The 26,945-nt window shown below is 47.4% G+C and carries 24 protein-coding genes and 1 pseudogene; 16 read left to right on the top strand and 9 right to left on the bottom strand.

The genetic code is table 11. The features are described from left to right. Positions 1 to 14: 14 nt before the first annotated feature. On the bottom strand, positions 15 to 1,640 hold the full coding sequence (locus tag V4C51_RS08955) for a pyridoxal phosphate-dependent decarboxylase family protein (RefSeq protein WP_330925814.1): 1,626 nt from the start codon (positions 1,638 to 1,640) through the stop codon (positions 15 to 17). A 132-nt stretch (positions 1,641 to 1,772) separates the two neighbouring features. Between V4C51_RS08955 and V4C51_RS08950 the strand changes: the two genes are divergently transcribed. The 5 genes from V4C51_RS08950 to fhuB are packed head-to-tail and all read left to right on the top strand — an operon-like array spanning position 1,773 to position 8,412. Next, a complete protein-coding gene (locus V4C51_RS08950; protein WP_330925813.1) occupies positions 1,773 to 3,920 on the top strand; it encodes a TonB-dependent siderophore receptor in 2,148 nt (715 codons plus the stop codon). A gap of 10 nt (positions 3,921 to 3,930) precedes the next feature. Further along, positions 3,931 to 4,677 carry a siderophore ferric iron reductase gene (locus V4C51_RS08945; RefSeq protein WP_330925812.1) on the top strand — a complete coding sequence of 249 codons (747 nt, stop codon included), beginning with the start codon at positions 3,931 to 3,933 and terminating at the stop codon, positions 4,675 to 4,677. After that, positions 4,670 to 5,452, top strand: coding sequence for an ABC transporter ATP-binding protein (locus V4C51_RS08940; protein ID WP_330925811.1), 783 nt, complete (start codon positions 4,670 to 4,672; stop codon positions 5,450 to 5,452). Before V4C51_RS08945 ends, V4C51_RS08940 begins: the two co-directional genes overlap by 8 nt. A 38-nt stretch (positions 5,453 to 5,490) precedes the next feature. Then, positions 5,491 to 6,441, top strand: coding sequence for an iron-siderophore ABC transporter substrate-binding protein (locus V4C51_RS08935; RefSeq protein WP_330925810.1), 951 nt, complete (start codon positions 5,491 to 5,493; stop codon positions 6,439 to 6,441). A gap of 6 nt (positions 6,442 to 6,447) precedes the next feature. Then, positions 6,448 to 8,412, top strand: coding sequence for a Fe(3+)-hydroxamate ABC transporter permease FhuB (fhuB, locus tag V4C51_RS08930; RefSeq protein ID WP_330925809.1), 1,965 nt, complete (start codon positions 6,448 to 6,450; stop codon positions 8,410 to 8,412). Between the two features lie 138 nt (positions 8,413 to 8,550). Here the strand turns inward: fhuB and V4C51_RS08925 are convergent, their stop codons facing one another. Further along, positions 8,551 to 9,012, bottom strand: a complete 462-nt coding sequence (locus tag V4C51_RS08925; RefSeq protein WP_330925808.1) for a hypothetical protein — start codon at positions 9,010 to 9,012, stop codon at positions 8,551 to 8,553. 1,060 nt (positions 9,013 to 10,072) lie between these two features. Between V4C51_RS08925 and manA the strand changes: the two genes are divergently transcribed. Then, positions 10,073 to 11,269 (top strand): mannose-6-phosphate isomerase, class I, encoded by a 1,197-nt coding sequence (gene manA / locus V4C51_RS08920; protein ID WP_330925807.1) that lies wholly within the window; start codon positions 10,073 to 10,075, stop codon positions 11,267 to 11,269. A gap of 521 nt (positions 11,270 to 11,790) precedes the next feature. Here the strand turns inward: manA and deoC are convergent. Further along, positions 11,791 to 12,564, bottom strand: coding sequence for a deoxyribose-phosphate aldolase (deoC, locus tag V4C51_RS08915; protein ID WP_330925806.1), 774 nt, complete (start codon positions 12,562 to 12,564; stop codon positions 11,791 to 11,793). 929 nt (positions 12,565 to 13,493) lie between these two features. On the opposite strand from deoC, the gene V4C51_RS08910 reads away from it, so the two are divergent. Then, positions 13,494 to 14,756 carry a cation:proton antiporter gene (locus V4C51_RS08910; protein WP_330925805.1) on the top strand — a complete coding sequence of 421 codons (1,263 nt, stop codon included), beginning with the start codon at positions 13,494 to 13,496 and terminating at the stop codon, positions 14,754 to 14,756. A gap of 104 nt (positions 14,757 to 14,860) precedes the next feature. On the opposite strand, the gene V4C51_RS08905 is transcribed toward V4C51_RS08910, so the two are convergent. The 5 genes from V4C51_RS08905 to V4C51_RS08885 form a co-directional block, all read right to left on the bottom strand. Beyond that, the gene (locus V4C51_RS08905) at positions 14,861 to 15,178 is read right to left on the bottom strand and encodes a hypothetical protein (RefSeq protein ID WP_330925804.1); all 318 of its coding nucleotides are present in this window, start codon (positions 15,176 to 15,178) and stop codon (positions 14,861 to 14,863) included. Positions 15,179 to 15,213: 35 nt separating this feature from the next. Further along, a complete protein-coding gene (locus tag V4C51_RS08900; RefSeq protein WP_330925803.1) occupies positions 15,214 to 17,178 on the bottom strand; it encodes a DNA topoisomerase III in 1,965 nt (654 codons plus the stop codon). A 264-nt stretch (positions 17,179 to 17,442) separates the two neighbouring features. Beyond that, complete coding sequence (locus tag V4C51_RS08895) at positions 17,443 to 17,955, bottom strand: DUF2878 domain-containing protein (protein WP_330925802.1); 513 nt, start codon at positions 17,953 to 17,955, stop codon at positions 17,443 to 17,445. Positions 17,956 to 18,137: 182 nt separating this feature from the next. Then, a complete protein-coding gene (locus V4C51_RS08890; protein WP_330925801.1) occupies positions 18,138 to 18,767 on the bottom strand; it encodes a ChrR family anti-sigma-E factor in 630 nt (209 codons plus the stop codon). Next, positions 18,764 to 19,330 (bottom strand): sigma-70 family RNA polymerase sigma factor, encoded by a 567-nt coding sequence (locus tag V4C51_RS08885; protein WP_330925800.1) that lies wholly within the window; start codon positions 19,328 to 19,330, stop codon positions 18,764 to 18,766. Before V4C51_RS08885 ends, V4C51_RS08890 begins: the two co-directional genes overlap by 4 nt. A 174-nt stretch (positions 19,331 to 19,504) precedes the next feature. On the opposite strand from V4C51_RS08885, the gene V4C51_RS08880 reads away from it, so the two are divergent. The 8 genes and pseudogenes from V4C51_RS08880 (at position 19,505) to V4C51_RS08850 (ending at position 25,790) form a co-directional block, all read left to right on the top strand. Continuing rightward, the gene (locus V4C51_RS08880) at positions 19,505 to 20,815 is read left to right on the top strand and encodes an NAD(P)/FAD-dependent oxidoreductase (protein ID WP_330925799.1); all 1,311 of its coding nucleotides are present in this window, start codon (positions 19,505 to 19,507) and stop codon (positions 20,813 to 20,815) included. After that, complete coding sequence (locus tag V4C51_RS08875) at positions 20,812 to 21,633, top strand: DUF1365 domain-containing protein (protein ID WP_330925798.1); 822 nt, start codon at positions 20,812 to 20,814, stop codon at positions 21,631 to 21,633. The genes V4C51_RS08880 and V4C51_RS08875 overlap by 4 nt, the downstream gene beginning before the upstream one ends. Further along, on the top strand, positions 21,620 to 22,864 hold the full coding sequence (locus V4C51_RS08870) for a cyclopropane-fatty-acyl-phospholipid synthase family protein (RefSeq protein WP_330925797.1): 1,245 nt from the start codon (positions 21,620 to 21,622) through the stop codon (positions 22,862 to 22,864). Before V4C51_RS08875 ends, V4C51_RS08870 begins: the two co-directional genes overlap by 14 nt. A gap of 4 nt (positions 22,865 to 22,868) precedes the next feature. After that, a complete protein-coding gene (locus V4C51_RS08865) occupies positions 22,869 to 23,444 on the top strand; it encodes a DUF3833 domain-containing protein (protein ID WP_330925796.1) in 576 nt (191 codons plus the stop codon). Between the two features lie 88 nt (positions 23,445 to 23,532). Further along, entirely contained in the window at positions 23,533 to 23,697 is a 165-nt protein-coding gene (locus tag V4C51_RS08860) for a hypothetical protein (RefSeq protein WP_330925823.1), read from the top strand. 409 nt (positions 23,698 to 24,106) lie between these two features. Beyond that, positions 24,107 to 24,880, top strand: coding sequence for an SDR family NAD(P)-dependent oxidoreductase (locus tag V4C51_RS08855; protein WP_330925795.1), 774 nt, complete (start codon positions 24,107 to 24,109; stop codon positions 24,878 to 24,880). A 148-nt stretch (positions 24,881 to 25,028) separates the two neighbouring features. Further along, positions 25,029 to 25,187, top strand: a pseudogene (locus V4C51_RS17955) (C2H2-type zinc finger protein); the annotation flags it as partial. A gap of 252 nt (positions 25,188 to 25,439) precedes the next feature. Further along, positions 25,440 to 25,790, top strand: a complete 351-nt coding sequence (locus V4C51_RS08850) for a hypothetical protein (RefSeq protein WP_330925794.1) — start codon at positions 25,440 to 25,442, stop codon at positions 25,788 to 25,790. Positions 25,791 to 25,917: 127 nt separating this feature from the next. Here V4C51_RS08850 and V4C51_RS08845 read toward each other — a convergent pair whose 3' ends face one another. Beyond that, a complete protein-coding gene (locus tag V4C51_RS08845) occupies positions 25,918 to 26,091 on the bottom strand; it encodes a hypothetical protein (protein ID WP_330925793.1) in 174 nt (57 codons plus the stop codon). Positions 26,092 to 26,358: 267 nt separating this feature from the next. On the opposite strand from V4C51_RS08845, the gene V4C51_RS17950 reads away from it, so the two are divergent. Beyond that, the coding region (locus V4C51_RS17950; RefSeq protein WP_420797645.1) for a C2H2-type zinc finger protein at positions 26,359 to 26,945 on the top strand (587 nt) is incomplete at its 3' end.

The raw sequence follows: 26,945 nt of genomic DNA, 5'->3' as shown, positions 1-26,945 counted from the left end.
TGACAGCAAAGAAACTACCGGTTTTGCTCCATAAAAGTTAAACCGTATTCCTTGATGGCTTCCATAACAGAGTGAATATCTTCTAGCGTTGTCGCTGGGTTGAGTAAGGTAAACTTCAGGTATTGCCTGCCGTGGATTTTTGTTCCCGCAACCACGGCCTTACCTGAACGGGACAGCCCTTTACGAATGGCGCTATTGACTTTATCTACCCGCTCATCTGGGTAATCCTCCCTGGGCTGAAAACGAAATACCAGGGTACTTAATTGTGGCCGGTGCAAAACTTCAATTAACGGTTCAGCTAGCAATAACAGAAATGCCTGTCTGGCAAGACTTATGGCTTGGTCAAACGCCTGGCCTATACTGGCTTCGCCATAGGTTCTGAGTGTCACCCAGAGTTTTAAAGCATCAAATCGTCGTGTTGTCTGAATGCTTTTATTGATCAAATTTGGCGTACCTTCTTCGCTCTGGCTTAAAGGATTAAGGTATTCAGCATGGTAAGTAGTGGTGGCAAAGTGGGCCTTGTTTCTCAATAAAAAAACACCACAGCTCACCGGTTGAAAAAACGATTTATGAAAATCAATGGTAGCCGAGTCAGCGCTTTCAATGCCGGACAGTAGTTGTCTATGCTTTTGTGATAACAATAAACCCCCACCATAGGCCGCATCTACATGCATCCAAATGTTGTATCGCTTACAAAGATCAGCAATAAAGGGCATAGGATCAATGCTGCCAAAATCGGTGGTGCCCGCTGTGGCAACGATGGCCATGGGAATATTGCCTTCACCAATGGTTTGGTCGAGCAAGGCGCTTAATGCTTCAGGGTTCATGCAATAGAAACGATCACAGGGTACAGTAATGACGGAATCGTAACCTAAGCCAAGAATGCTCGCTGATTTCTGAATGCTGAAATGGCTCGTTTCAGAAGCAAAAATTCGAAGTTTATGGGCACCTTCAGGCAAGCCAAGGCGCTTCACGCTGTGGTTGAAATGCTTGTCACAGGCTGCGTCCCTGGCAAGTAACAAACCCATTAAGTTGGACTGGCTACCACCACTGGTAAACACACCATCAGCGCTGCCGCCTGGGAATCCTGTTTTTTCAGCAACCCAGTTGATAAGTGTTTGTTCCATCAATGTAGCACCACCACTTTGATCCCAGGTTTCCACAGCGGTGTTCACGGAGGACGCGATGAGTTCACCAACAAGAGCAGCGATGGTAATCGGACAATTAAGGTGAGCCATATACTTGGGGTGATGAAAGTAGACGGCATCGTTAAGAAATAACTGTCTGACTTCAGCAAGAGCGCTATCGAGGTCAGGTAATGGCTGTCCTGGATTTATCCCTTTAAATGCTTTTTCTAGCTCCTGTGGATAAATACCAGAAAAAGGTTTGTCAGCGCCAGCAAATGCTTCAGCCAGTATTTTCAAGCCCTTTTGAATACCGCTGTGATAATCACTGAACGTCTGCCCATTGAGCAAATGGTTTAACAGTTGAGCGTCTTTTAACGGCATGCCGGACTCAGGAAACAACATTGTTTTTTGGTGAGGTTGATCTGTATGCCGTCGGCTCAATGAGGTTTCTGTCAATTTTTCCGATAGTGTTTCTGCGGCTACACCTTTTAATGGAGCATTGATCACACGCATGGTACGCCTTTTCGCCAGCCATTGATTTTTAGTGAGGAATCATTATCATGGCCCCCCAACAGTGGTTTTTGATAATCGTTATCATTTATGATTTTGTCAAGGTTTTTATTTATTAAAGGTATAAGCACGAATATGCTGTCTTCTTTCTCATCCAGGGCTGTGGTCGCAACATTGTTGTATAGTGCATGTTCACCTGTCGCTTACAGCGCTGAAGGTGATGTAGAGAGCAATGAACGTGTCGAAAAAACTGACAATGTATATACTCACGAGACTTTCACGGTTTATGGAAAAGGTTACCGAACCACAGGAACCAAATCTGAGTTAAAGCCAATGGAAGCACCCATGAGTTATGAGGTGTACGACAATGAGCTACTAGAACTCAGGCAGGTGGATAGTGTTAATCAAGCCTTGCGTTATGTGCCAGGTATCACGCCGGAAAGTCGTGGCTCTGTCAGTATCTATGATCAATACACCATTCGTGGGTTTGAAACGTATTTCAATTATTACGATGGTCTTCCTCTGCAATCCAATAAGTCATGGAATCTGTATCCACAAATTGATGCCTTTGCCACAGAAAGCATCGAAGTATTAAAGGGACCCACCTCAGTGCTTTATGGTGCTGCGCCAGCAGGGGGAATGGTCAACCAAACGGCCAAACAGCCTTCACCCGAACAGGAAACACGGGTTCGTACCAGAGTGGGTACGAATAATTTGTATGAGCTCGGTGTTGATAGCAAAGGGGCTATCAGCGACTCTGTAGATTATCGTATTATCGCCCTGGGCCGCCATAAAGATGGTCAGCAAATCACCACAGAGGAAGAGCGTTACACTCTGGCCCCCTCCTTAACCTGGCAAATGTCTGATAAAACCAGCCTGAACCTTAATCTTTATCGCCAGTACGATCCACAGATGACCCCATCTACCCCTTTACCTTCTGTGGGAACGGTTTACAAGGCACCTTATGGACGACTGGATGCAGATGCTTATGCGGGTGACAAGAACTGGGCAAAATTTGCGCGTCAGCAAACATTGATTGGCTATAAGCTGAATCATGAATTTAACAAAAATGTCGCTTTTCTACAGGCTTTTCGCTATACAGATGCCAACGCCCAACAAAAAAATACCTATAACGTAGGTTTAGAGGCCGATAGCAAAACGCTAAACCGGGTAGCCTATTCAACGGATGAAAAGATTAAAGGGTTTGTGGTTGATAACCAGTTATCGTTTACATTCCAGACCGGAGCGATCAGCCATAATCTGCTCACCGGACTCGAGTATCAGCAGCTGAGTACGGATATTAATTATCAGGATATGGGCACTATTGCCACTATTGATATGGAGAACCCCGATCATTCACAGATAAACCCGGATACCCTTTCACCAGATGGCATCTACCTCCATGATATCCATGAAAGTCAGACCGGACTCTATATTCAGGATGAAATGTCCTGGCAAGCATTGACGGTGGTTGCCGGATTACGTTGGGATAATTACAAAAGTAAAGATAAAAACACGTCAACTGATTTAACAAAATCTGAAACCAGTTACTCTGTTACTGACATTGATCAAAATGCCACCAGTATGCGACTCGGTGCTATTTACGCCTTCGATAATGGCCTGTCCCCCTACGTGAGTTATGCCCAGTCTTTTGAGCCTGTAGCTGGCGTGGACTCATATACTCATAAAACGTTCGAACCCACTACGGCTGACCAGATTGAAACAGGCTTAAAATTTGAAAACCTAGCTATTGGCACAACCCTCACCCTGGCTGCCTTTGACATTACCAAGAAAAATGTTGTGGTCAACACCCCCGACTTCTCAAAGAAAACACAAAATGGCGCGGTTCGCTCCAAGGGCGTTGAGTTGTCGTGGACACAAATGGTTGGCCCGTCCCTGGATGTGACCACCGCACTGACCAGCATGGATGTTCAGGTAACAGAGAACCCACAGGATACGGCACTGGAAGGTAAAACACCGGTATTTGTGGCTGAAAAAATGGCATCAATCTGGGCTGATTATTATGCGACTGAAGCCTTAACGTTGGGTACGGGTATTCGCTATATCGGCGAACAGCAGCTCGATGCCCATAACACAGATACTATCCCTAGCGTGACGCTGGTTGATGCGTCGGTTTCCTACGCCCTTCATCCGAGCCTCACCTTGGGACTGACAGTCAATAACTTGTTTAACAAAACCTACGTAAGCAGCTGCTACGATGGCAATAATTGCTGGATGGGATCAGAGCGTACGGTTCAACTAAGCCTGGATGCCCGGTTTTAGGAAGTGAACTATGTCGAGCTGCCTGCAACAATTACCGGCGCTTACTGAATCGGTTTGTCCGGGCATTAATGGTAAAGTGGGGTACACTGGCCAGTCAGGCATCATCGCCGGAGGCAGTAACCAGTGTCACCTTGCTGCGCTTTACCAACATTGGTACCAGGCACACCCAGAGGCAGGTGTCGCCTATGCTGGCCTGAGGTGTTGGACCCTCTTGTGCTGGCAACCCGCTTTGGTGGCCGTACTAAGTGTGCATCGGTTAGGGATTGTCCCGGATCTTTGTACCATCAAGCAGGTAATCAATAACGGTATTGTCTTTGGCTTTGAGCTGTCAGAGCGTGAAACAAGCTGCCGTTTAGATGCCTTGATTGTCCGTGCGGCTCGACAACTACGGCAATTGTCTGAAGGGTTATTACAGGAGTTAACAGCGGTGACACCCGTGAAAAAAAAGCTGGCCTTTCGGTTTCTGGCTGACTGCCTGATGGATGCCTTGATTAAAATGTATCGAATGGAACAGAATCCGAGGAGTGAGGATTTTCAGTATTGGGCACATTGCTGGTTATCAGCCATGAATCAACAAAATGACAGCGCGCTGATGTTGTTGCCCATCAAAGGCGCCACTGACGGGCTTGGGCTTCAGCGTAAAACCTGCTGTCTTCATTACCGGCGGTGTGATGGTGAGCTCTGTGCCTCGTGCCCAAAACAAACACTGACTATCCGGAAACAACGGCTACGGGATGAGTGGCGTGCCCATGTATAAGATGACTGACTTGAGGGTATCGGCTAATGATCGAACGATCCTCGCTGTGGACGAACTGTCCCTGGGGGAAAATACGCTCACGGTTATTCTTGGTCATAATGGTTCTGGTAAGTCAACGCTGATGAAAGTACTGGCCCGGCAGGTAATACCAGCAACTGGTACTGTCACATTAGCTGGCAAGCCACTGACAGGTTACTCTCAAAAGCAACTTGCCCGCCAGGTGGCCTTTCTTCAGCAGCATCTGCCTGACGCTACTGGTCTGACCGTAAGGGAACTGGTTGCCTTAGGTCGCTTCCCATGGCGCGGTATTTTTGGCCAAAAGACAGTGGCAGATCAACGGGTGATTGATACCGCCATGAGAGATACTCATACCGATCATTATGCCAGTCATATCGTCGATCAACTCTCAGGGGGTGAGCGACAACGAGCCTGGATCGCTATGCTGCTTGCTCAGCAGTCACCCATGCTATTGCTGGATGAGCCAGTGTCAGCCCTGGATCTGGCGCACCAATATGAAGTCATGACTTTATTAAAAAATCTGTGTATGAAAAAACAGCGCGGTGTTGCCGTTATTCTCCATGATATTAATCTGGCTGTTCGTTATGCTGATCATATCATCGGTTTAAAGCAGGGTCAGATTGCCTTTAATTGCCAACCCGACCAACTCTTCTCTGATTCACGACTTAGTCAGTTATACGGCCTTGATCTTGAGTTTATCGACTCGCCAAAAGGATTTCATAAAATCGCCGTTGTTGCTGAGAGTACTTTAGAGTAATTGAGAGTGCTTGTGAGTTATTAAAAGCCATATGTCTTATGAATAAACCCTTGCCATTAATCGTGCTGTTTATACTTTCACTGCTGCTGGCTTCTGTCGGTCAGGCAATCACCGTCATTGACAGCACCGGCACACATACTTTTAGTCAATCGCCAAAGCGTGTGGTAACGCTATCTTGGGCCATTACTGAAAATCTGCTTGAGCTGGGTGTTACGCCCCTGGCGATTGCTGATGTCAGTGCCTACCGGCAATGGGTTGTACAACCGGAACTACCAGAAACAGTCATCGACCTGGGAACACGACTGGAGCCTAATTTCGAGAGGATACTGAGCCTTAAGCCCGATATTATTTTAGTGGAGGATGACCAGGCCAGTTTAGTCCCAACATTACGAATGATCGCGCCGGTGTTGAGCTTTAGCACCTACCGTAAGGATCATGATAATTACCAGGCGGCAGAAAACACCTTTCTGCAATTGGCGGCCTTGTTCCAAAAGGAATCGCTGGCACAACAAAAGTTACGGGGGCTTGAACAATTATTGGAAAAAAAGGCTGCCTTGCTGAAAGCGCACTTTTCCCACTTTTCCCATTTTTCTCACTTTAAGAGTACAAATGGGTCATCTTTACCAAAAGTAGCAGCAATTCGATTTACGAATGCATCGCTGTTATGGGTATACGGCGATAATTCTATGCCACAATATGCGTTGAAAAAGCTGGGTATGTTGCCTGCACTGCCGCAAAAAGCCAGTAAATGGGGCGTTACTCAAAAAAAGGTAATAGAGCTGGGCAAAATAAACGACGGCATTGTTTTGTATTTTGAGCCTTCAGGCCCTATTGGGGAACTTTTTACTTCCCCCCTTTGGCAAGCGATGCCTTTTGTTAAAAAAAATCACTATGAAGCTGTTGCGCCCGTATGGAGTAACGGTGGCCCTATGTCCATTGGTTATATAGCTGAGGCAATAACCACTGCCTTATTGAAGATTGAGCCTTAACGCACAATGCCTATTCACTATTTGACCGCTCTCTTGTTATTGCCCATTGGCTTTGGGCTCTACCTGCAACTTGAAACATCACTATCGCTGGCTGAGCAATGGCAGATAATGGTTTCATTTGACACCCACTCACAACATTTTGACCAGGTGCTTTACTACTATACGTCACTGCCCCGTGCCTGTCTGGCTTTAATGGTGGGAGGAGCGCTTGGATTGTCCGGTAGTTTGTTGCAACAACTCACTCGTAATCGTCTTGTGTCGCCTATGACCCTGGGTGTTTCGTCGGGTGCCTGGTTGTCACTGGTGATTGCCAGTATCTGGTTTCCGGCGTCACTGTCGGAGTATAACGTCTGGTTTGCCATGGGTGGGGCGGCATTATCTGCGGGCATGGTCTTGTTGGTGGCTGGCCGTCAGGACTTGGGAAGCCTGCCCGTTGTCCTGGCTGGTATGGCTACTCATATTTTTCTGGGCGCGGTGGCTTCAGTTATTATTTTGCTTAATGAGCAGGCCACAAAAAACTTGTTTATCTGGGGAGCAGGTGACCTGACTCAAACTGACTGGCAGTGGGTGATTTGGTTGTCCCCCAAACTCAGCGTTGGCCTGCTGGTTTTACTGCTAGCACATAAACCCCTGACATTATTGCGTTTGGGAGAACAAGGCGCGCAGTCACGGGGCCTGATGTTGTGGCCTGTTTTTATTATCTTTGTCTTGATGGCGCTCTGGCTGATTGCCAGCGCGATCACCGCTGTGGGCGTTATTGCTTTTACCGGATTGCTGGCACCGAATATAGCCAGAGCCTTAGGTGCCCGGCGGGCCTTTGATGAATTGTTCTTCAGTCTGGTACTGGGTGCATTATTGTTGTTGGGCACTGACGCATTGGCCATCATTGCCTCCTGGTGGACAGAAAATATTATTCCCAGTGGAACGGCTGCTGCATTAATTGGAGCCCCGGGAATGATACTTTTTGCGCGCAGCAAAGCTAACGGCAGTGGTGCTGGATTGTTGGCAATGCCAACGGGTATTGCCAAAGTATCCTGGATGACATGGTCATTGATGGCCACCGTGTTGGTGGGGCTGGTTCTTATCGCCATAACCCTGACAGCTTCACAATCAGGCTGGCATCTTCAGTGGCCATCTGACCTCCTTATGTCGTTGCGGTGGCCAAGAGTACTGACCGCTGCGTCGGCAGGTGTAGGAATGGCTGTTGCCGGTGTCGTGTTGCAGCGATTAATTCGAAACCCCCTGGCCAGCCCGGATATTCTCGGACTTTCTGCCGGCGCAACACTGGCACTGGTGACGGTGGCAATCGTTACAGGTGAAAATATCCACAATAGCGGTACCTTTGTGGCGATGGCTGGCAGCCTGGTAGTGTTGTTATTATTACTGCTACTGGGGCGAAAGCATCAGTATGCCCCGGATAGTATGGTGCTTTTGGGCATTGCCCTTTCGGCTTTTGTGGAAGGACTTGTCCAGCTGACCCTGGCAAAAGGCAGTGATGACATCTATAGCATCATCGGCTGGCTGGCTGGTTCCACTTACCGAGTCGGCGCCTTTGAAGCGCTTTTTCTTGCCGGTGGTGTTGTGGTATTAACGGCAGTTGCCTTATCACTTTCTCGATGGCTGGTATTGATCGGTATTGGTGATCAGGTAGCAAAGGCAAGGGGGGTGCATACGTCCCGTGCCCGATTATGTCTGTTGGTGTTGGTAGCTATGATCTGTGCGCTGGTGACCGCGGTGATGGGGCCTGTGGCATTTATTGGTCTGGTGGCGCCTCATCTGGCTGTTATTCTCGGCGCAAAGAAAGCCATACAGCAGTTGTTGCTGTCTATCCTGCTGGGCGGTACCCTGATGGTGTTTTCAGACTGGGCGGGCCGAACAGTGATGTACCCCCAACAACTACCGGCAGGCACGATTGCCGCTATTATTGGTGGCGCTTATTTTGTCTTTTTGTTGGCAAAGGCGAGGCGTTAAGGCAATAGCGAAAGAGTGATCTTTTCTCCTGGCGATCATCACTACACAGGCTGTTAAGAGGGTCTTCTGAGGGACACAGCACCCGTTACATTGGGTGTTAAATTAAATGCAGTCACTTATTTCCCGTTTTATTCAAGCTTAAGATGACTTCCCCTTCAATGAAACAGTGACCTCTGCAATACCGGGGTTTTTGCCATATTTAGCATGCTTAAACTGTTTGTTGGTAACATTCAGGTGCTTATCCACATGATAAGTGCTGCAAAACTGATCCCCACCTGATAAAAAAGAAAAATTTTGTCGATTTATCACGGTAAAATAGTAATCACCACACTCAAAGGATACAGACATATCAGGGCCATATAACCCTGATTGTTTTCCCCTCCAAGAACCTGATTTATGGGCTTTTACAGTAAGAGGTGGTTTCTCATCCCAAGTGCAACGATCATGCTTATCATTAATAGCATAGTGTGCTCTTGCGCAGGTATAATCAGTATTGTTATAAAAACGTACGATTAAGAATGCTGATGAAGCAGAAAAACCAGAGCTTGCAAGAAGCATTGTGGAAGTGAACACGGTAATAGCCAATAATACGCTTTTCATTCTGGCTACCTCACAAGGTTGCACCCATCAAGACATCTAACTGATTACTTTATAGTTCGGTCATCGTACATGGCAATATTAGTGACTTCTACCTGTTTTTAAACAAAAAAAGCATAAAAAATTATCTGTAATTCCGATAAAATGCTGTTTAACTCAATCAGACCATCGTCATCTGTTTTCATTACGGCACCCTGAGAATGTTGGGCATTATACCAATCATTTTTTCTAAATCTTTTACATCGTGACGGCTAACCTTAAGTAGCCTGGGAGCCTGACCGAGAATAGCGCCCTTAGCGAGGATTGCGAGAAATTGAGGATAAAATTTCTGCTTCTGAAGAGAATAGCGGAGCTATTTGATGAAGAAGCAGGAACTTTTAGACCAATTTATCGCAACCGCTGTAGCGCAGTCTATTCTCGGTCAGGCTCCTAACTATCAGACAGGTTCATCTGATCGTCTTATGTCAACAGAACCTCGATGAAACAAGAGCGATCTTTTATTCTCCTGTTCTGACGCACCCTGCCAGGCAAAGACTGTTAAGACTGCCCCTGCGCTATTTGATAAACGACTCTGATTTTCCCGGACACGTCAGAACTTCAGGTAAACCCCTTGATTGACTGCTTTGACGGACAGCAACATTGTGGGAGTATTCTTTATTGGTCTACTTTTTGTTATGCACGCCCTCAGATAGTGAAGGTACGCAAGCCTGTCACCTGATATCCATACCGGGTATCCAACGTACACAAAAAAAACGTGCTTAACCGTTCTACAAAAGCGTTTTTTGAATGTAAAAATTTGCTGGGAGCCTGTCGGGCTTATGCTTTCGAGCATAAAGTTCAGTAGGGCGAGTCAGAATTTTCGATCAATTTGTGCGAATAGTTGACCTATCTAAGCAAATTGATCGGAAATTCTGGCCGCGCTTTCTCGCGCTTTCTGGATTTCAGGCCGAAATTGTCTTAAGTCCGACAGGCTCCCAGAGCCACTGTGGACATCTGTGCATGTGCAGTCACTTGATTTTCCTTACCTCCCGCCCTGCGAGAGAATAAATATACTGGCAGAACTATGTTATATCGGCTTCATAATCCCATAAAAAACTATGCCTGGGGCAGTAAAACATCGTTGACAGAGATGTTTGGCTTTACCAACAATCATCATATGCATATGCCTCAGGCTGAGGTATGGATGGGTGCGCACCCTGGCGGTAGCTCAACGATAACAGTTAATGGTAACGCAATATTGCTCAATGAATGGATTGCCCGTGCCCCTGAAAAAATACTCGGTGAAAGGGTTTACCGTAATTTTGGCAGACTGCCTTATTTATTAAAACTTCTGGCCGTGGAAAAACCCTTGTCGATTCAGGTACACCCTGAAAAAACCAAAGCGTTGGCAGGCTTTTTACGCGAGAACGACCAGGGTATTCCTCTGAACGCTCCCCATCGTAACTACAAGGATGCTAATCACAAGCCGGAGCTGGTGTATACCCTGACGCCATTTTTGGCAATGAATGCATTTCGTCCACTGGATGAGGTTGTATCATTATTTGAGCAATCAGGGTGTACAGACCTGTTGGAGCCTTTGGTTAGTCTGGCGCGATGCCCGGATGCTAAACACTTACGCCATTTTTTCCGTTTGGTTATGACCCTTAACGGGGAGAATAAGCATCGTGTATTGGCGCAATTACTCGAAAACGTTACTGAAAAAGGCCATGATGAAAACACTTGTCGTGCATTTCGTACAGTATCGTCATTGGCAATGGATTACCCAAACGATATAGGCTTATTCTCTCCTTTATTCCTTAATGTCATTGAGTTGGCACCGGGTGAGGCCATGTTCTTAAACGCTGAAACACCTCACACCTACTTAAAAGGAACGGGTATTGAGGTTATGGCTAACTCTGATAATGTGTTGCGAGCAGGGCTGACGTCAAAATATGTGGATATTGAAGAACTGCTGGCAAATACCCGCTGTGAATCTATACCGGCACGTGAATTGCGCACTCCCCCCTTGTGTAATAAAGATATATGTCATTTTCCTGTACCTGTGGCTGATTTTCGTTTTAGCATAATCACTGTCAACACAGGGCAGCATAACCAGAAGATTGACAGTGTTGAGATGCTGCTTTGTATTGAGGGAAAGATGACAGTGACCTCAGGTGGTCAGGAACTCACGCTCCAGCCGGGTGATTGCGGGCTTGTGGCGGCTTCTAGCAAACAATATGCGTTAACCGGCAAAGGAAAAACGGTACGCATTTCTGTGTGATGATTCACGGCTTTCTGGAAATCATCTGATGCTAGGAGCCTGTCCGAGAATAGACTACCCTACTGCGGTTGCGATAAATTGGTCTAAAAATTCCTGCTTCTTCGTCAAATAGCCCCACTATTATCCTAAGAAGCAGAAATTTTTATCCTCAATTTCTCGTAATCCTCGCTACGGGCGCTATTCTCGGTCAGGCTCCCAGGGGCCTCTTTATATGTCCATCGTTGTACAATTTACACTCTCCTTATTTTTTGTTTTTCCCCCATGCGCTATGGGATCATCGGTTATCGTAACCACGTAAAACCCGGTACTTTCAGAGGCTGTCGCAAAAGGTTAAATTCACCCGTTTAAGCCTCTTCTGTCATTCCTGCGAAGGCAGGAGTCCATTGCCAGCCGTGGAACCCCGACTTTACCGGGATGACGAAAGTAGAGGTGATTGTCTGTCTAAACCATTTTTACGACAACCTTTTCACGGTACAGAGGTGATAACTGCCAACATTGTAGGGGTATTACCCTTGGCGGCTTTAATAACCTGAATCATTGGTTTGTCTGTCTTGGTAATGCATCTTCGCAAGTAAACTGTTAAGCAGGCTACTGGCGCCAAACCGGAAGTGGTCAGGGGTTATCCAGTCTTTTCCCATCAGCTTTTCTGCCAATTGTAAGTAACCTTTCGCATCGTCAGCAGTGCGAATACCACCAGCTGCTTTAAAGGCGACGTCTTTACCACTGTCTTTAATGGCGGTGAGCATAATTTGGGTGGCTTCCAGTGTCGCATTAACAGGGACTTTACCTGTGGAGGTTTTCAGAAAATTTGCGCCACCTTCGATAGTAAGCTGGCAGGCCTTTTGAATAAGCTCAGGGGTTTCCAGCTCGCCTGACTCAATAATCACCTTTAAGCAGACGCCCTCACCGCAAACGGCTTTGCACCGCTGAACCATCTCCAGCCCCACCGTCTCATTGCCTGCGATCAAAGCCCGGTAAGGAAAAACAAGATCCACTTCGTCTGCACCGTAGGCAATAGCCGCGCGTGTTTCAGCAATGGCTATGTCAATATCATCTCCCCCGTCAGGAAAGTTAGTCACCGTCGCTAACTTGACCCCGGAAAGATCCAGGCCCTGGAGTGTTTTCTTTGCGACTGGTAAAAAGCGAGGGTATATACAGACAGCTGCCGGAGACCCGGCAGGTGTTTTCGCTGACTGGCATAAAGCGATGATATCTTCATTCGTATCACTATCATTGAGACTGGTAAGGTCCATCAGTGATAACGCCAGCAGGTTATAGTCTGTCTCATGGGCCATGGAATACTCCTGTTTGTTTCTGTTGCCCGGCAGCCGTCAGGACTTGGAAACCGCCTTAACAGGCTCCTAGACTCCGTTAATGGTTGTAAATTGTATTAAAATACAGGCTGTTCACAAGCCCAAAGGAGCACTTTTTTCCAAAATTACCGTACAAATAAGCGCAATCATCTCGTGCTATAATTGCGTCTGTTCATTACAGTGTGAACTGTTTTTGGTGCTTGCCTCATACCAACCAAACTTTCTAACTTCGTCATGAGAATGGTTAGCTGGGCGAAAAGACAAGGCGAAGTGACAAGCCTGGCCGTAGCTATGGCAAAAAACTTCAACGCGGCGTTTTCTCTCAGATAACCACCGCGCCAGGAGCCTGTCGGACTTAAGACAATTTCGGCCTGAAATCCAGAAAGTGCGAGAAAGTGCGAGAAAGTACGAGAAAGTGCGAGAAAGTACGGTTGGTATCACGTATGTTTCATCACTGTTGTCCGGTTAAGAAAATGAAGCCATATCTTGAGTGAAAATCAACCACAAGACGGTTGTTATCTACTCAAAATACTGACGACATTGGCTGTTACAACAAATTTTCAGCGGCTTAATCAGGAAAATTTGTTCAAAACTTGTTCGTTTCGTGCTGCAAAAACCTTAACCGGAAAGTCGTGATGTTTCATCGTACTTTTTGAGCTATCGTGACTGTCTGAGCGTAAATTTTCAGGTGTCAGGGCTTCAGAATCTGTTGACGCAGGGATTCATACTCGGCAAAGCCAAAGTAGCTGTGACAAAACCCATGTCTTTCAAGGGACTGTCGTGCGTTTTTCAGCAATCCGCCGGTTTTTTTCTTGCGCGCTTTAAGATCAGCAACATCTGTCTGGAACCGTAAAATTTATGCCCAGCCTCATTTTTTTCACTTTTCAGTTGATTGCCTAAGAGGTTGTTTTATGAACGACGCTAGTCTAGCGTTACCGGTGCTGATTTTTTCCGGTTTGTTTTTACTAGCAACAGGCTCAGCAGTCTGGCTAAAGTTTTTACGTATCCCCTACACAATTGGCCTGGTTGTTATTGGTATGGTGTTAGGGTTGGTTGCCAAAAATTTCGATTTTCTGGCGCCTGTCCTGCGGGTGAACCTGAGCCATGACCTCATCATGTATGTGCTCCTGCCTGTACTTATCTATGATGCGGCCATTAACATCAAACTGCCAAAGTTGTGTGCCGAGCTGGTACCCGTTTTAATGCTGGCCGTCGTTGGTGTTGTTTTATCCACGTTTGTTGTTGGTGGCTTGTTGGGTTATTACACACCTGTGACAATGGCAGGTGCTTTTTTATTCGGCGCGTTAATTTCTGCAACCGACCCGGTGGCAGTGATTGCCCTGTTTAAAGAGGTTGGGGCACCTGAGCGTATGTCTCTGTTAATGGATGCTGAAAGCCTGTTTAACGACGCAACGGCCATCGTCATGTTTGGCATTGTCATGGCTGTCGTGCAAACGGGACAAACAGTGGACGCTTATACGCTACTAAGCGCTACCTGGGAGTTCTGCCGGGTATTTCTTGGGGGGATAGCTGTGGGCGCGGTACTGAGCTTTGCCATGTTGTTTTTGCTTCGAATGGGGCGTGGCATTCCTTTTGTACAGATAGCCCATACAACCACTCTGGCTTACGTCAGCTTTATTGTAGCAGACCATGTAATGGGGATGTCGGGCGTGATGTCCACCATTACGGCGGGCCTGATCACTCGTACCTGGGCTCACAAGGTGTTGAGCGTGCCGGTTCAGCAGTATCTGGAACCCTACTGGGAGTTCATGGCTTTTGTGGCCAACAGTCTTATCTTCCTGTTGCTGGGTTTACAGGAAGATTTGTTGTTCCGCGACATGAACCAATTGAACGACGCTCTTTCACTGTTGATCATTGCCATCATTGTCGTGTTACTGGCACGCTTTTTGGTCGTTTATTTATTGATTCCAGTCAGTAACCGACTGCCAAAAAGCCCGGTTGTTGATAACAATACCAAGGCAGTGATGTTCTGGGGAGGACTGCGGGGGGTTATCCCTGTGGCATTGATGCTTTCTATCCCAACGGATATGGCTGAGCGCCAGATAATCATCCATATGTCACTGGCGGTGATTTTGTTTTCTTTACTGATTCAGGGGACAACCATTGGTTGGCTGATGGAAAAACTAGGCATAAAACCTGCCGAGCCAAGGTGAACGGACTTTTACAGGGATTGTTTTTTTACAGGGACTGTATAAAGTGGTTTATCAAGTTAAGCGTGTTCAGCTTTGTCACTGATGTTGGTGGCAGTGCCACCTTGTCAGTTTTCATGGCTGACTCCTGCTGAGGGCATTACCTTTTTACAACTCCAGCCCCACGCTTGCTGTTTTTTCACAAACTGCTCAGCTTGTGTCTCACAATAACCGACTTCGTAACTGGCATTCCAAAGCTTTTCGTTACTGTGTTCTTTGATATAACGCACCTCACATGGCACAGGTGACTCGCGCTGTAGATACACGACTTCTATTACCCTTAGCTCATTGCCAAAGCGACACTCATAACCATAGTTGTTGTTGGCCGTAGCAATAGTAGACAGACTGCCCAAACTAAGAGCAGTAAAAACCCCGAGTATTTTCATGGAGACACCTTTTTGAAGTATTTATTAAAAGTATCTCATACTTTAGGGGTGTCGCCACTTTTTCTATATGATTTTTTGCGCAATGCACTGCCTTGTTTATCACGGGAAACTTGTCGCTTTTTTCGAAAGACAGGTTTCACCGGTGGCAGGTTACGCACAGAAGGCACGCCTGTACTCAAAGCTGTTGAAAGTAATTCACGGAGCTGTTGGTCAAGCCCTAGCATAAAGGCCGAGTAACTGCCTTTGCGCTCAACAATACTCTCAAGGGAGGATTCCCACCGCGCGGTCATATCCGGGCGACTGACGGTATCAGGCAATGCCTGAATCAAGGCTCTGCCCGTCGTGGTTGCACAGATGGTTCGTCCCTGACGCGTGAGAAAATTACGGGAGAACAACAACTCAATGATACCAGCCCGGGTAGCTTCTGTACCTAAACCATCAGTGTCTTTTAATACCTTTCTGATTGCCGGATCTTTAACAAAGCGAGCAATGCCAGTCATGGCTGAAAGCAGGGTTGCATCAGAAAAAGGCAGCGGCGGCTGTGTTTCCTTTTCTTTTAACTCAGCATTAACACAGTGAATCTTATCACCTGTTTTCACCACAGGCAGTGGTTGTTCCCAGTCATTGTCTGGACGCTTTTTGCCCTTAAACAGCACTTTCCAGCCTTCATTCAGTAACACCCTGTTTTGTGCCTTGAACAAACCGCCTTCTATACGTGTATCAATACGGCGGGTACTGTATGTATGGTCAGGATAAAACTGGGCAATATACTGCCGGGCAATCAGGCGATAGACGAGGTATTCACTCTCTTTTAATCGCTCCAGTGAAGCCCTTCTGGCCGTCGGAATAATTGCATGGTGAGCAGAGACTTTTTTATCATTCCAGGCCTTGCTTGATTTATCGGCATCGGCGTCATCAACAGCCTTAACCAGATTCTGCTCATTATGCCGTATCGCTGCCAGTACCTCTGGTGCCTGTCGAAAGTGCTCTTTCGGCAAATAGCGGCAGTCTGATCGTGGGTAAGTAATCAGCTTTTGCTCGTAGAGTGCCTGACAACTTTCCAGCACCTGTTTCGCGCTAAGGCGGTGTTGTCTGGCGGCATCAATTTGCAAAATAGACAATGAATAGGGCAGTGGTGGTGACTCTTTGCCTGGTTTATCTTCAGCTTTTATCACCTCTCCCGGTTTACCTGTGATACGGTCTACGACGTTTTGCGCCAGCCGTTTATCAAGCACACGACCATCTTCATCCATCCACGGCTGGCAGGATTCACTGGGTTGCCACCTGGCCTTAAAGCGCTCTTTTTTATTGGTCTCAAGCTCAGCAAAAACGTCAAAGTAAGGTTTGGGCGTAAACCGCTCAATCTCCAGATCGCGGCGAACCACCAAACCCAGTACAGGGGTTTGAACGCGCCCGACGGATAAAAGCCCGTTATAACCTTCCTTGCGCCCCATTAACGTAAAGGCCCGGGTCATATTGATGCCGTAAATCCAATCCGCGCGAGAGCGCGCCAGGGCTGAGACAGAAAGCGGGACAAAATCGTTGTTGGACTGAAGCGTGGCGAGGGATTTTTTGACAGCAGAAGGGTTCAGGTCATTAATGAGCAAACGGTGGACTTCTTTTCGGCGCATGGGACTCAGTTGTAAAAACTGCAGTACTTCATCCACCAGGAGCTGTCCCTCCCGGTCAGGGTCGCCAGCATGAACAATGATTTCAGCCCGCTTTAACAGCTTTTTGATCACTGCTAACTGGCTGCGACAGCTTTTTCGTGGTTGGACAATCCACTGCTGGGGCAGTATCGGCAAATGCTCCAGCCGCCACTGCTTAAACGCCGGGTCATAGACCTCCGGCTCAGCTTGCTCCAGCAAATGTCCGATGCACCAGGTCACAAAATTGCCACCTGCCGTCTCAATGTAGCCTTCGTGCTTTTTATGGGGCTTTGGCAAAACATCGGCAATGGCTCGGCCCAAACTCGGCTTCTCAGCAATGATTAGTCGCATACAAACGGGTTTTCCACTGTATATATAGCCAGTTAATAGTAACGTATTAACCTTTTTATGGAAAATACCCAAAACATTACCCAGCCAGCATTTTGTTAAGTATTACTACCTAACCCGGATATTTCATAAACATGCTCCTGGCCTTGCTTGCTCCTTGCGGCTCTAAGGGCAGTTTATGAAATATCCGGGTTAGAAGCTGTTCACAATCTTTTATGCGCTGCGACCACTGATAAAAACCGCCTGTTTTGGACTTTTCTTCGTCCCTTATTGCTCCTGGCAGGCTGACGACAATGTCAGCAGTGAAAAAATCAATACCACCCAGATCAAACTGATTATCAATAGAGGTTGCCAGAGTGGTTGTGCCAAACCAATGCCAGCCAGCTTAGCCCCCGAGTAATAGTTGAAAGGAGCAACGACAGCCGCCGCTACAGAGGCTGAGCACTTATAACGATACATCCAGGCCAGGCTGTGGCGCAGTGTTGTGCTGAAAAGTAACCATAAACAGGCCAGCCAAACCGGCAGCAAGAGCCTGTCACTGCCAAATTGTAACAACCCGATATACCCCAGCAGTGAGTCTATAGCACTGCCCACCAACAGCATTAATGTCAGCAGTTTCCCTTCTTTTTTCCAGGAAGTGATGCAGGTGATATGGATGATGACGATGAGAACAGTGGCAGCAAGAGCGACGTTGTTTCCTCCCAATACACAAGCAAACCAACCGGCCATAAAGAGCAGGCCGTTGATCATGTTTTTTTGCCATGGCGTGCCTTTGAGCATCGACTCTCTCACCCCTTTTATTAGCCCGGATATTTCATAAACATGCTCCTGGCCTTGCTTGCTCCTTGCGGCTCTCAGGGCAGTTTATGAAATATCCGGGTTAGAAGCAGTCTTAAAAAAGACTTCATCATTTTCGCTTTTCACAAAAGATCATGAACAACTTCTTAAAAAAAGACAGGTGACTAGAACCTGAAAAAAGGCTGCAATATTCTTGGCAGCCAGCCAGTAAATTTTAACGGCGCATCGGTTGCTACCAGACAAATACAAGACTCTTTGCCGGCAATGGGCTGGTGCGTAATGTCAGTATCATGGTCAGACACATCGCCTTTTTTATATTGACCCGTTTCGTCGGAATAAGCCCCTTGTAATACCAGTGTCAGCTCTGAGCCCCTGTGGCTGTGCAAGGGCATACTCCGCCCGGGGCTGATGCGCAACAGTCGCAAACGGTGAGGAGCCTGTGATGGGAGAATGATCTGTTTAACACCCGGAGCAACGTGAACCCAGTTAAACGTTGACAGGTAATCCGGCGAAAAAATTTTATCCATTGCTAACGCTGAACTGCTCCTCGGTTGACTATTCCCTTGAGCCTGGCCGAACCTGCTCAAAAAACGTGCCCGTTTTTCTGGACTCGTTGCTAAGGGTTTCAGGTTGGATAGTAATGTTCCACCCAATGTCTCTGCTTCTGCGATTTGGCCCTGGCACTCGGGACAAAGGCGCACGTGGCAGGCAACCACTAAAGACTGGCTCTCAGGCAAGCTGCCAGCCGCGTAACTGACAAGCGTGCTGTCATCAGGGTGGTATCTAGGCTTCATTGCTCTGTTCCAAGGGCCTTGCGCAGTTTCTTGAAAGCCAGTCGCAGTCCTGATTTGACACTGCCCAGTGGCATGTCAAGAGCCAGCGCGATATCTCTGTGGCTTTGGCCTTCATAGTAGGATTTATAAATGAGCTGCGCCTGAATCACAGGTAACTGACGGAGCACCTCCTTTACCGGGGTTTTGTCCGCATAAGCGGCTTCCTCATCTTTCACGGTCTCCTGCTCCATTGGTGGGTATAATTCATAGGCAGTAAACAAGTGGGGTTTCATCTTCCTCAAGTAATCAATCCATTGGTTGCGGGCAATGCGGAAAATCCATGTGGATGCTGCCGCCTGAGCAGGGTTATAACTGTCACACTTGTACCATACGGCAAGCAACGTTTCCTGAAGCAGTTCTTCCGCAATGGCATCACTGGCACCAAGGTTGACCAGATAGCGCTTGAGCCGCGGGGCAAAGTAGTCGTACAGTTGGATAAACAGCTGTTTGTCTCGTGACTGGGCCATGGTCGACAGAGCCGTATCGGGCAGAGGAATCTCTTTCTGGCTGTTTTGTTGATCCATAATAAGGGGATCCTGACCACTTTTTGTTGATTATAGTGTGAAACCATTTTTCTCCCCAGCGAATTTATTGAAAGGCTTTTATTTGCTACTAATACGTAGGTGATAAAAAAACGGATGTGTAATGATCCGAAAAAATAATCACTGCGTAAGGATTAAAAAAAACAGGTACATTGAATGTCTTCACCACCGCTGAAAATAGGTGTGATCGGATCAGGTATCAGTGGTTTGTCCGCCGCCTGGCTGCTATCTGAAAAACATGATGTCACTTTGTTTGAAAAAGACGAGCGCTTTGGGGGACACAGTCACACCGTCACACTGGGTGAAGGAAAGCACGCTACTGCTGTGGATACGGGTTTTATCGTGTATAACGGGAAAACATACCCAAATCTGGTCGCCTTGTTTAAACATTTTTCCATCCCTGTCACACCCACGTGCATGTCTTTTTCTGTTTCCCTTGACCAGGGGAAAACAGAATACGCAGGGACAAATCTAAACACGTTATTTGCCCAGCGGAAGCAGTTGGCAAGCCCATCTTTCTGGCAAATGCTGTGGGAGATCCGCCGCTTTTATGCCAAAAGCGCCCATTGGTCAGGGAGCCTGTCATCGCAAGTGACACTGGGTGAGCTCCTATCAACAGAGGGTTTTTCACAGCGCTTTATTCATGAACATATTTTGCCTATGGGGGCAGCAATCTGGTCTACCCCTTCTGATCAAATGCTCCACTATCCGGCACTGGCTTTTTTACAGTTCTGCCAGAACCATGGTTTACTGCAATTCACCCGTCGTCCCCAGTGGCTCACGGTCAAAGGTGGCAGTCAGGTTTACGTTAACACGCTGATTAACACCTTGGGCCAAAAGGCGCTATGTAACCGTTGTGTGCGCCACATTCAGAGGAGGCCTGACGTTGTTCTCGTAACTGACCGCCAGGGTGATCAATGGGCTTTTGATCATGTGGTGATGGCGACCCACGCAGATACAGCATTAACCCTGCTTGATGCGCCGGATGATGAAGAAAAAGCCGTGCTGGGCGCATTTCAATACCAGCGTAATACCGCCGTTTTGCACAGTGATGAACGAATGATGCCCATTAACCGCCGTGTCTGGGCCAGTTGGAATTACCTGGGGGGCGATGACGAAACTGGCCCCTGTGTCACTTATTGGATGAATCAACTACAACACATTAATAGCAAGCCTTTGTTTGTCACCCTCAACCCCAGGCATCGCCCTGATGAAAACCAGTTATATGGTACCTATTTGTATGACCATCCTGTGTTCACTTCACAGAGCCGGTCAGCGCAACGTTCAATCTGGCATTTGCAAGGTAAACGACGCACTTGGTTTTGTGGCGCGCATCTTGGTGATGGCTTTCATGAAGATGGTCTTCAGGCGGGGCTGGCTGTTGCTGAAATGCTCGGAGGTGTCAAACGACCCTGGCATGTACCCAATGCCAATGGCCGGTTACAACAACCCGGGCAAAGTCAATGACCATGAATTCCTGTTTATACAGAGCACAGGTGTTACATCACCGAAAGGCACCGAAAAAACACCGGTTTACTTACCAGATAACCTACTGGTTCCTTGATCTGGACGAACTGGAGACGTTAGCGAAAACACGGCGCTTTTTTTCAAGAAACCGAGCCAATCTGCTAGCCTTTTATGACACTGACCATGGTGATGGTTCGACCCTACCTCTCAAACAACAGGTCAGGCAGAAGCTCGTAGCTGCCGGAGAGTCCCCTCCTGATGCGGTGAGACTGCTTTGCCTCCCACGTATGTTAGGTTATGTGTTCAATCCGTTATCGGTGTATTACTGTTATCGCCATGGACAGCTGTATGCCTTGTTATATGAGGTAAATAACACCTTTGGTGAGCGCCATACCTATGTGATTCCCTGTGGTCATGACGTTGCTTCAGGTGAAGTCGTTTATCAGCAGGCGACCAAGCGAATGCATGTTTCGCCTTTTATGGCAATGGATTATGACTACCGTTTCTCGGTTAAACCACCAGAGCGCACGCTAAGACTGGGTATTACCATGGTGAATCAAAAAGGGGCAGTATTTCATGCGTCAATGACCGGCCATAGGCATACCCTTTCAGACGGTCAGATGATCAAACATTGCCTGTTGACTCCCTGGATGACAATCAAGGTCATGGTCGGCATTTTATGGCAAGCGGGAAAGCTGTACCTGAAAGGATTGACAGTGTTCCGTCATTCGCCCCGGACACCACCTGTGGATAGCAGTCAGGGGGCTGCTGGTTTTCAACACACACCACTATCGAGGATAAGGGATGGATTCCACTAATGCGCTACAGCAACGCAGAATCAACACACCAGCGAGTCTGCTCTACCGTTGGCTTATTCGTCGACTGAAGTGCTTGCCCCTGAGTCGGCTTGAACTGGTTCAGCCAGACGGACAGGTGCGCTGTCTGGGCGTTGTCAAAAGCGATACTCCTGTTGCCCGCATTAAACTCCTTCGTTATCAGGGTATTCTCAAGGCCCTGAGAGGTGGGATGATGGGGTGGTCAGAAGCGTACGTAGCAAAAGACTGGGATACACCCGATTTATTTGCCGTTACTGACTGGGCAATGGCGAATGAGGAGCCATTGGAATCGGCATTTTTGGGAATACCAGTGGTGCAGTGGATCAACCGGCTGACGCATTGCTTACGGAACAATACCCGCCGTGGTAGCCGAAAAAATATCCAGGCCCATTATGATTTGGGCAACACGTTTTACCAGCATTGGCTGGACAAGAGTATGACCTATTCCAGCGGACTCTATCTACACGACAATGACTCACTGGAGCAGGCTCAACGCAATAAATATCAGCGAATAATAACATTACTCGGTGTTGATGAGCGCCACCAAGTGCTGGAAATAGGCTGTGGTTGGGGAGGATTTGCCAGACAACTTGCCTTGCAGACCCATGCGCAACGCTACACAGGCATTACCCTCTCCCAAAAGCAACTGGATTATGCCAGGACGCGCCTCCCTGAACAGAAAGGGGAATACCATTTTTTGTTGCAGGATTATCGTGACCTTGGTGGTTCTTTTGATCGCATTGTCTCCATAGAAATGATCGAAGCCGTGGGAGAAAAACACTGGCCTGACTATTTTACCCAGTTAAATCAGCGCCTGAAAAAGGATGGGTATGCAGTGGTGCAAGCCATTACCATTGCTGACGAGCGGTTTGAGCAATACCGCAAAGGCACAGACTTTATCCAGAAATACATTTTTCCTGGTGGCTTTTTGCCTTCTGACCAGAGTTTCCGGCAGGCAGCAAAAAATGCCGGTCTGCATGTTATCCATGCTGAAAGTTTCGGCGTGGACTATGCTCGCACGCTACGCCATTGGCATAAACGGTTTAACCGGCATTGGCCAGAAATTGCCTCACTGGGCTTTGATGATGGTTTTCGGCGGATGTGGAACTATTACTTTGCCTACTGTCATGCTGGCTTTCAGATTGACAGTATCAATGTCCGTCTTTACGTGTTGAAACACCAGCAGCCGTCAGCTGAGCTGAGCGGGAGGTAAAGTGATGGGTCTACTGCGACAGTCCATCCCCAGAATCAGGTATACTGTGCTGTCGGGCTTGCTGGTGATACTTATAATAAGCCTGACAGGATGTGAAGCCATGAAGGTCGAAGATTACGCAAACCAATCACCCACACTGAAAATCGAAGATTACTTTGAGGGCAACACCTGGGGGTGGGGTGTCTTCCAAAACCGCTTTGGCAAGGTAGAAAAGTCGTTCAAGGTAACAATGAATGGCGAGCGTTCAGGCAATACGCTGACACTCAATGAAACCTTTTTAAACGATGACGGAAGCACAAGCCACCGCACCTGGGCCATTGACATCTTAGCCAATAATCAATACCAGGGGACTGCTGGCGATGTGATTGGTACCGCAAAAGGCAAGCGAGCTGGCAATGCTTTTAACTGGCAGTATACACTGGATTTACCTGTCAATGGCCGCAACTGGCATGTCAACTTTGATGACTGGATGTTTCTCCAGCCTGATCAAATTGTGATTAACAGGGCAACAATGAGTAAGTGGGGTATCACGCTGGGCACACTCACCTTTGTGTTCACTAAACAAAAACCAGCCCCATAAAAGTTTTGTTGGTTTGCTTGAATGGCGCTTGTTCTGACACAACTGTAAGGGGCAAGATACCCGTGGAAACTGGTCTGAAAAAGCGTGTATTTTCCATAATGATTGGGTTCGCTCAGCGATGTTCAGCCCCGATAGTCGGCATGTGGTGACTGCCAGTTGTGATAAAACGGCAAAAATCTGGTTGTTGAAAATGAAAAGATCATCAGACTCTCCCTCCACTGAAAACAAGAGCAATGGTTATTCAGTAATGTAAAAAATAGCAGTGCGCTCCGGGGATGGCGTGATCACCCTCACGGGAAGCCCTGCTGTAAAACTGTGATTAAAGGCATGGTTATACCCACTCTGCTGACAACTACCAATACAGCGGTGATATTCAGAAGCAGTCTTAAAAGTCTGCCCGTAGCGAGGACCGCGAGAAATGGAGAATAAAAAGTCGCTTTTGTGAGGAGAATAGCGGGACTATTTGACGAACAAAAGCGACTTTTTAGACCCATTTATCGTAGCCGCAGTAGGAGCATGACTTTTAAGACCGCTTCTCAAGATACCTTTGTCTGGTATACCGCCAGAGGACATTGAGTTAAGCTCTGGTTTAAAGCGGATGATGGCTCAGGGATAGAATCGCGTTGTGTTCACTGTATTGAGTAACAATTGAGGGTATAGCTATGCCTGATAAAACCGTGTCTTCCCCCTGGTCTCTGGTATGGATTACCGGAGCAAGTCGGGGTATTGGCCGAGCGTTAACCCTGGCCCTGGCAAGGTTGGGCGTGGATGTAGCCATCAGTGCCCGAGGTGAGGATGCATTAAAACAAACAATACAAGACGTTCAGGGTCTGCCCGGTGAAGTGCGTGCTTTCGCCCTCGATGTCACTGATAAGCGAGCAGTTACTGATACGGTAAACACCATTGAGGCTGAATGGAAAAGTATTGATCTTGCCGTACTCAATGCAGGGACTTTTATTCCTATGACCTCAGATCAATTTTGCAGTGAAACAATTGAAAAACACTTGTCGTTAAATTTCATGGGCGTATGCCACTGCATTGAGCCTCTAGTACAGCGGTTTATTAGTCGGCAGCATGGGCATATTGCTATCAACGCGTCTTTGGCAGGGTATCGGGGATTACCTCGTTCAGGTGGCTACGGGGCAAGCAAGGCCGCCTTGATTAATCTGGCTGAATCAATGCGTGTGGAGCTGTCCGATAACGATATCCGGGTGCAGGTGATTAATCCGGGTTTTGTGAGAACGCCATTAACGGAGAAAAACACTTTTCCAATGCCCTGCATCATTAGTAGTGAAAAAGCAGCAAATAACATTGTAAAAGGGCTTCAGTCGACGTGTTTTGAAATTCGCTTTCCTTTTGGGTTTAGCCTGTTTATGGGACTGTTAAAACAGTTGCCTTATTCACTCTTTTTCTTTTTAGCTCAATTGACGCGCTAAGCTGGGCGTGTGGCGTATAACAGCGTGAATCATAGCGGCACTCCCCGAATTTCCCCCCTGCCAAAAACTCAAAAAAGCGGTAGGCAAAGAGCCTCATAAACTACACTGTACTGAGGCTGACCTTGCTTAACAAAACACGGAGTTATGTATGCCAAAAGTTTATCCCTGTGATCAATGTGATAAGATTTGTTCTGCTCCAGTAAGATTAGAAGAGCATAGACGAACTCATTCCGGAGTAAGACCCTTCAAATGTGATGTCTGTCAACGAAGTTTTGTCCAATCGAGTGCCCTCACTAACCATATGCGAACCCATACCGGGGAAAAGCCCTTTTCATGTGATATCTGTGGTAAACGCTTTAGTACAAGCGGTAACCGAAATTCACACCGGCAGACCCATAACAATGAAAAGCTCTTTGCCTGTCCTACCTGTAATAAAAATTTTAGAACTAAAGCTTATCTCGGGAAACACCTGGATGTACATCGCAGAGGGGGTGGACGTTTTGATTGCCCTTTCTGCGATTCAAAGTGGTTCAGGCTTGAGAGGACCTACGAGAAACACATGAGCGAAAAACACCCTGACTACCGTAAGCCTGAATTGGTCACTAGTACACAGCAACTTGAAGGTATTGGCCCGGTCCACTCCGTCACCCACAGATCAGTGGCAGAAACGACGGGTGACGTCACTTATGTGTCACAGGTAGCGTCCCGGGTTGGAAGCGCCGTTCTTACCCGAACAGAAACAGCCACGGCAACAATAGCAACCGTTTCACAAAGCTCGGGATTTTCTTGTGCAGTGGTTCAACCATTAAACACTGCCGACCCCGGAAGTGTATCCACGGATTACAACGAATTAATGGGGGAAGACTTGGAAGCCCTTGCTTCATGGCGAACAGAACCCCTCAAGTTTTGATTAGTCTTCCCTGCGCGCGGGCTTCTATGGAATTTTTCCAGGGAGCATCGTACTGGTGCGTACGGTCGGCCAGGCAAAACTACCACAGAGCCAGCGAGACCAGGAGCATGATGGTGAAATATTGGGATTAAGAGGCTTTTAACTCAGAAATATAGGCGCCGTCTAATGGCGGAAACGTCGCATGGGGATGCTCAGGTAAATAGTCATTGGAATAACAAGTCCGCGTGTTAATGGTTTCATCAGTAATTGTCAACTGCCGTGCATAAAGACCGAGTTTTTCCCAGTCTCTGTCAACATTCACCAAATCTCTGGAGAAGTATGGCAAGCACTCTAACCGCACGCGTCATGCGGGTTTAGTGATTCACGTCCTTGTGGCATAGATCCCTTACAACCCCTGTACGGGATGACGACGGAGAAAATTAAGCGTTTCGCGACACCCTCTAGAAGTACGGAAATACAGCAGCACTCCCCGGCCCCCCTGCCACAAACTCAAAAAAGCGGCGGGCAAAGGGTCTCATAAACTACACTTTACTGAGGCTGACCTTGTTTAACAAAACACGGAGTATGTATGCCAGTTTATCCCTGTGATCAATGTGATAAGACTTTTTTTCGTGCAAATACATTAGAAGATCATAAACGAACTCATTCCGGAGCAAAGCCCTTCACATGTAATGTCTGTGAACGAAGTTTTGCCCAATCGACTACCCTCGCTAACCATATGCGAACCCATACCGGGGAAAGGCCCTTTTCATGTGATATCTGTGGTAAAGGCTTTAAGACAATCGGTAACCGAAATTCACACCGGAAGACCCATACCAATGAAAAGCCCTTTTTCTGTCCTAGCTGTGGTAAAAATTTTAGAACTAAAGGTAATCTCAGGGAACACCAGGATGCACATCTCAGAGGGAGTGGACATTTTGATTGCCCTGTCTGTGATTCAAAGTGGTTCAGGCTTGAGAGGAACTACGAGAAACACATGAGCGAAAAACACCCTGACTACCGCAAGCCTGAATTGGTCACTAGTACACAGCAACTTGAAGGTATTGGCCCGGTCCGCTCCGTCACCCACAGATCAGTGGCAGAAACGACGGGTGACGTCACTTATGTGTCACAGGTAGCGTCCCGTGTTGGAAGCGCCGTTCTTACCCGAACAGA

The organism is Candidatus Sororendozoicomonas aggregata, from assembly GCF_031528575.1.
Classification (GTDB): domain Bacteria; phylum Pseudomonadota; class Gammaproteobacteria; order Pseudomonadales; family Endozoicomonadaceae; genus Endonucleibacter; species Endonucleibacter aggregata.
Note: the sequence above shows the minus strand (reverse complement) of the source record. Positions and strands in the feature narration are given on the sequence as shown.

Excerpts from the sequence above, each read along its gene's own strand:
- V4C51_RS08870 (WP_330925797.1), top strand. The coding sequence starts at position 21,620 with ATGGATTCCACTAATGCGCTACAGCAACGCAGAATCAACACACCAGCG.
- V4C51_RS08945 (WP_330925812.1), top strand. The coding sequence starts at position 3,931 with ATGTCGAGCTGCCTGCAACAATTACCGGCGCTTACTGAATCGGTTTGT.
- V4C51_RS08925 (WP_330925808.1), bottom strand. The coding sequence starts at position 9,012 with ATGAAAAGCGTATTATTGGCTATTACCGTGTTCACTTCCACAATGCTT.
- V4C51_RS08865 (WP_330925796.1), top strand. The coding sequence starts at position 22,869 with ATGGGTCTACTGCGACAGTCCATCCCCAGAATCAGGTATACTGTGCTG.
- V4C51_RS08880 (WP_330925799.1), top strand. The coding sequence starts at position 19,505 with ATGTCTTCACCACCGCTGAAAATAGGTGTGATCGGATCAGGTATCAGT.
- V4C51_RS08895 (WP_330925802.1), bottom strand. The coding sequence starts at position 17,955 with ATGCTCAAAGGCACGCCATGGCAAAAAAACATGATCAACGGCCTGCTC.
- V4C51_RS08850 (WP_330925794.1), top strand. The coding sequence starts at position 25,440 with ATGAGCGAAAAACACCCTGACTACCGTAAGCCTGAATTGGTCACTAGT.
- V4C51_RS08955 (WP_330925814.1), bottom strand. The coding sequence starts at position 1,640 with ATGCGTGTGATCAATGCTCCATTAAAAGGTGTAGCCGCAGAAACACTA.
- deoC (WP_330925806.1), bottom strand. The coding sequence starts at position 12,564 with ATGGCCCATGAGACAGACTATAACCTGCTGGCGTTATCACTGATGGAC.
- V4C51_RS08855 (WP_330925795.1), top strand. The coding sequence starts at position 24,107 with ATGCCTGATAAAACCGTGTCTTCCCCCTGGTCTCTGGTATGGATTACC.
- V4C51_RS08885 (WP_330925800.1), bottom strand. The coding sequence starts at position 19,330 with ATGGATCAACAAAACAGCCAGAAAGAGATTCCTCTGCCCGATACGGCT.
- V4C51_RS08875 (WP_330925798.1), top strand. The coding sequence starts at position 20,812 with ATGACCATGAATTCCTGTTTATACAGAGCACAGGTGTTACATCACCGA.
- fhuB (WP_330925809.1), top strand. The coding sequence starts at position 6,448 with ATGCCTATTCACTATTTGACCGCTCTCTTGTTATTGCCCATTGGCTTT.
- manA (WP_330925807.1), top strand. The coding sequence starts at position 10,073 with ATGTTATATCGGCTTCATAATCCCATAAAAAACTATGCCTGGGGCAGT.
- V4C51_RS08910 (WP_330925805.1), top strand. The coding sequence starts at position 13,494 with ATGAACGACGCTAGTCTAGCGTTACCGGTGCTGATTTTTTCCGGTTTG.
- V4C51_RS08905 (WP_330925804.1), bottom strand. The coding sequence starts at position 15,178 with ATGAAAATACTCGGGGTTTTTACTGCTCTTAGTTTGGGCAGTCTGTCT.
- V4C51_RS08950 (WP_330925813.1), top strand. The coding sequence starts at position 1,773 with ATGCTGTCTTCTTTCTCATCCAGGGCTGTGGTCGCAACATTGTTGTAT.
- V4C51_RS08900 (WP_330925803.1), bottom strand. The coding sequence starts at position 17,178 with ATGCGACTAATCATTGCTGAGAAGCCGAGTTTGGGCCGAGCCATTGCC.
- V4C51_RS08940 (WP_330925811.1), top strand. The coding sequence starts at position 4,670 with ATGTATAAGATGACTGACTTGAGGGTATCGGCTAATGATCGAACGATC.
- V4C51_RS08935 (WP_330925810.1), top strand. The coding sequence starts at position 5,491 with ATGAATAAACCCTTGCCATTAATCGTGCTGTTTATACTTTCACTGCTG.
- V4C51_RS08890 (WP_330925801.1), bottom strand. The coding sequence starts at position 18,767 with ATGAAGCCTAGATACCACCCTGATGACAGCACGCTTGTCAGTTACGCG.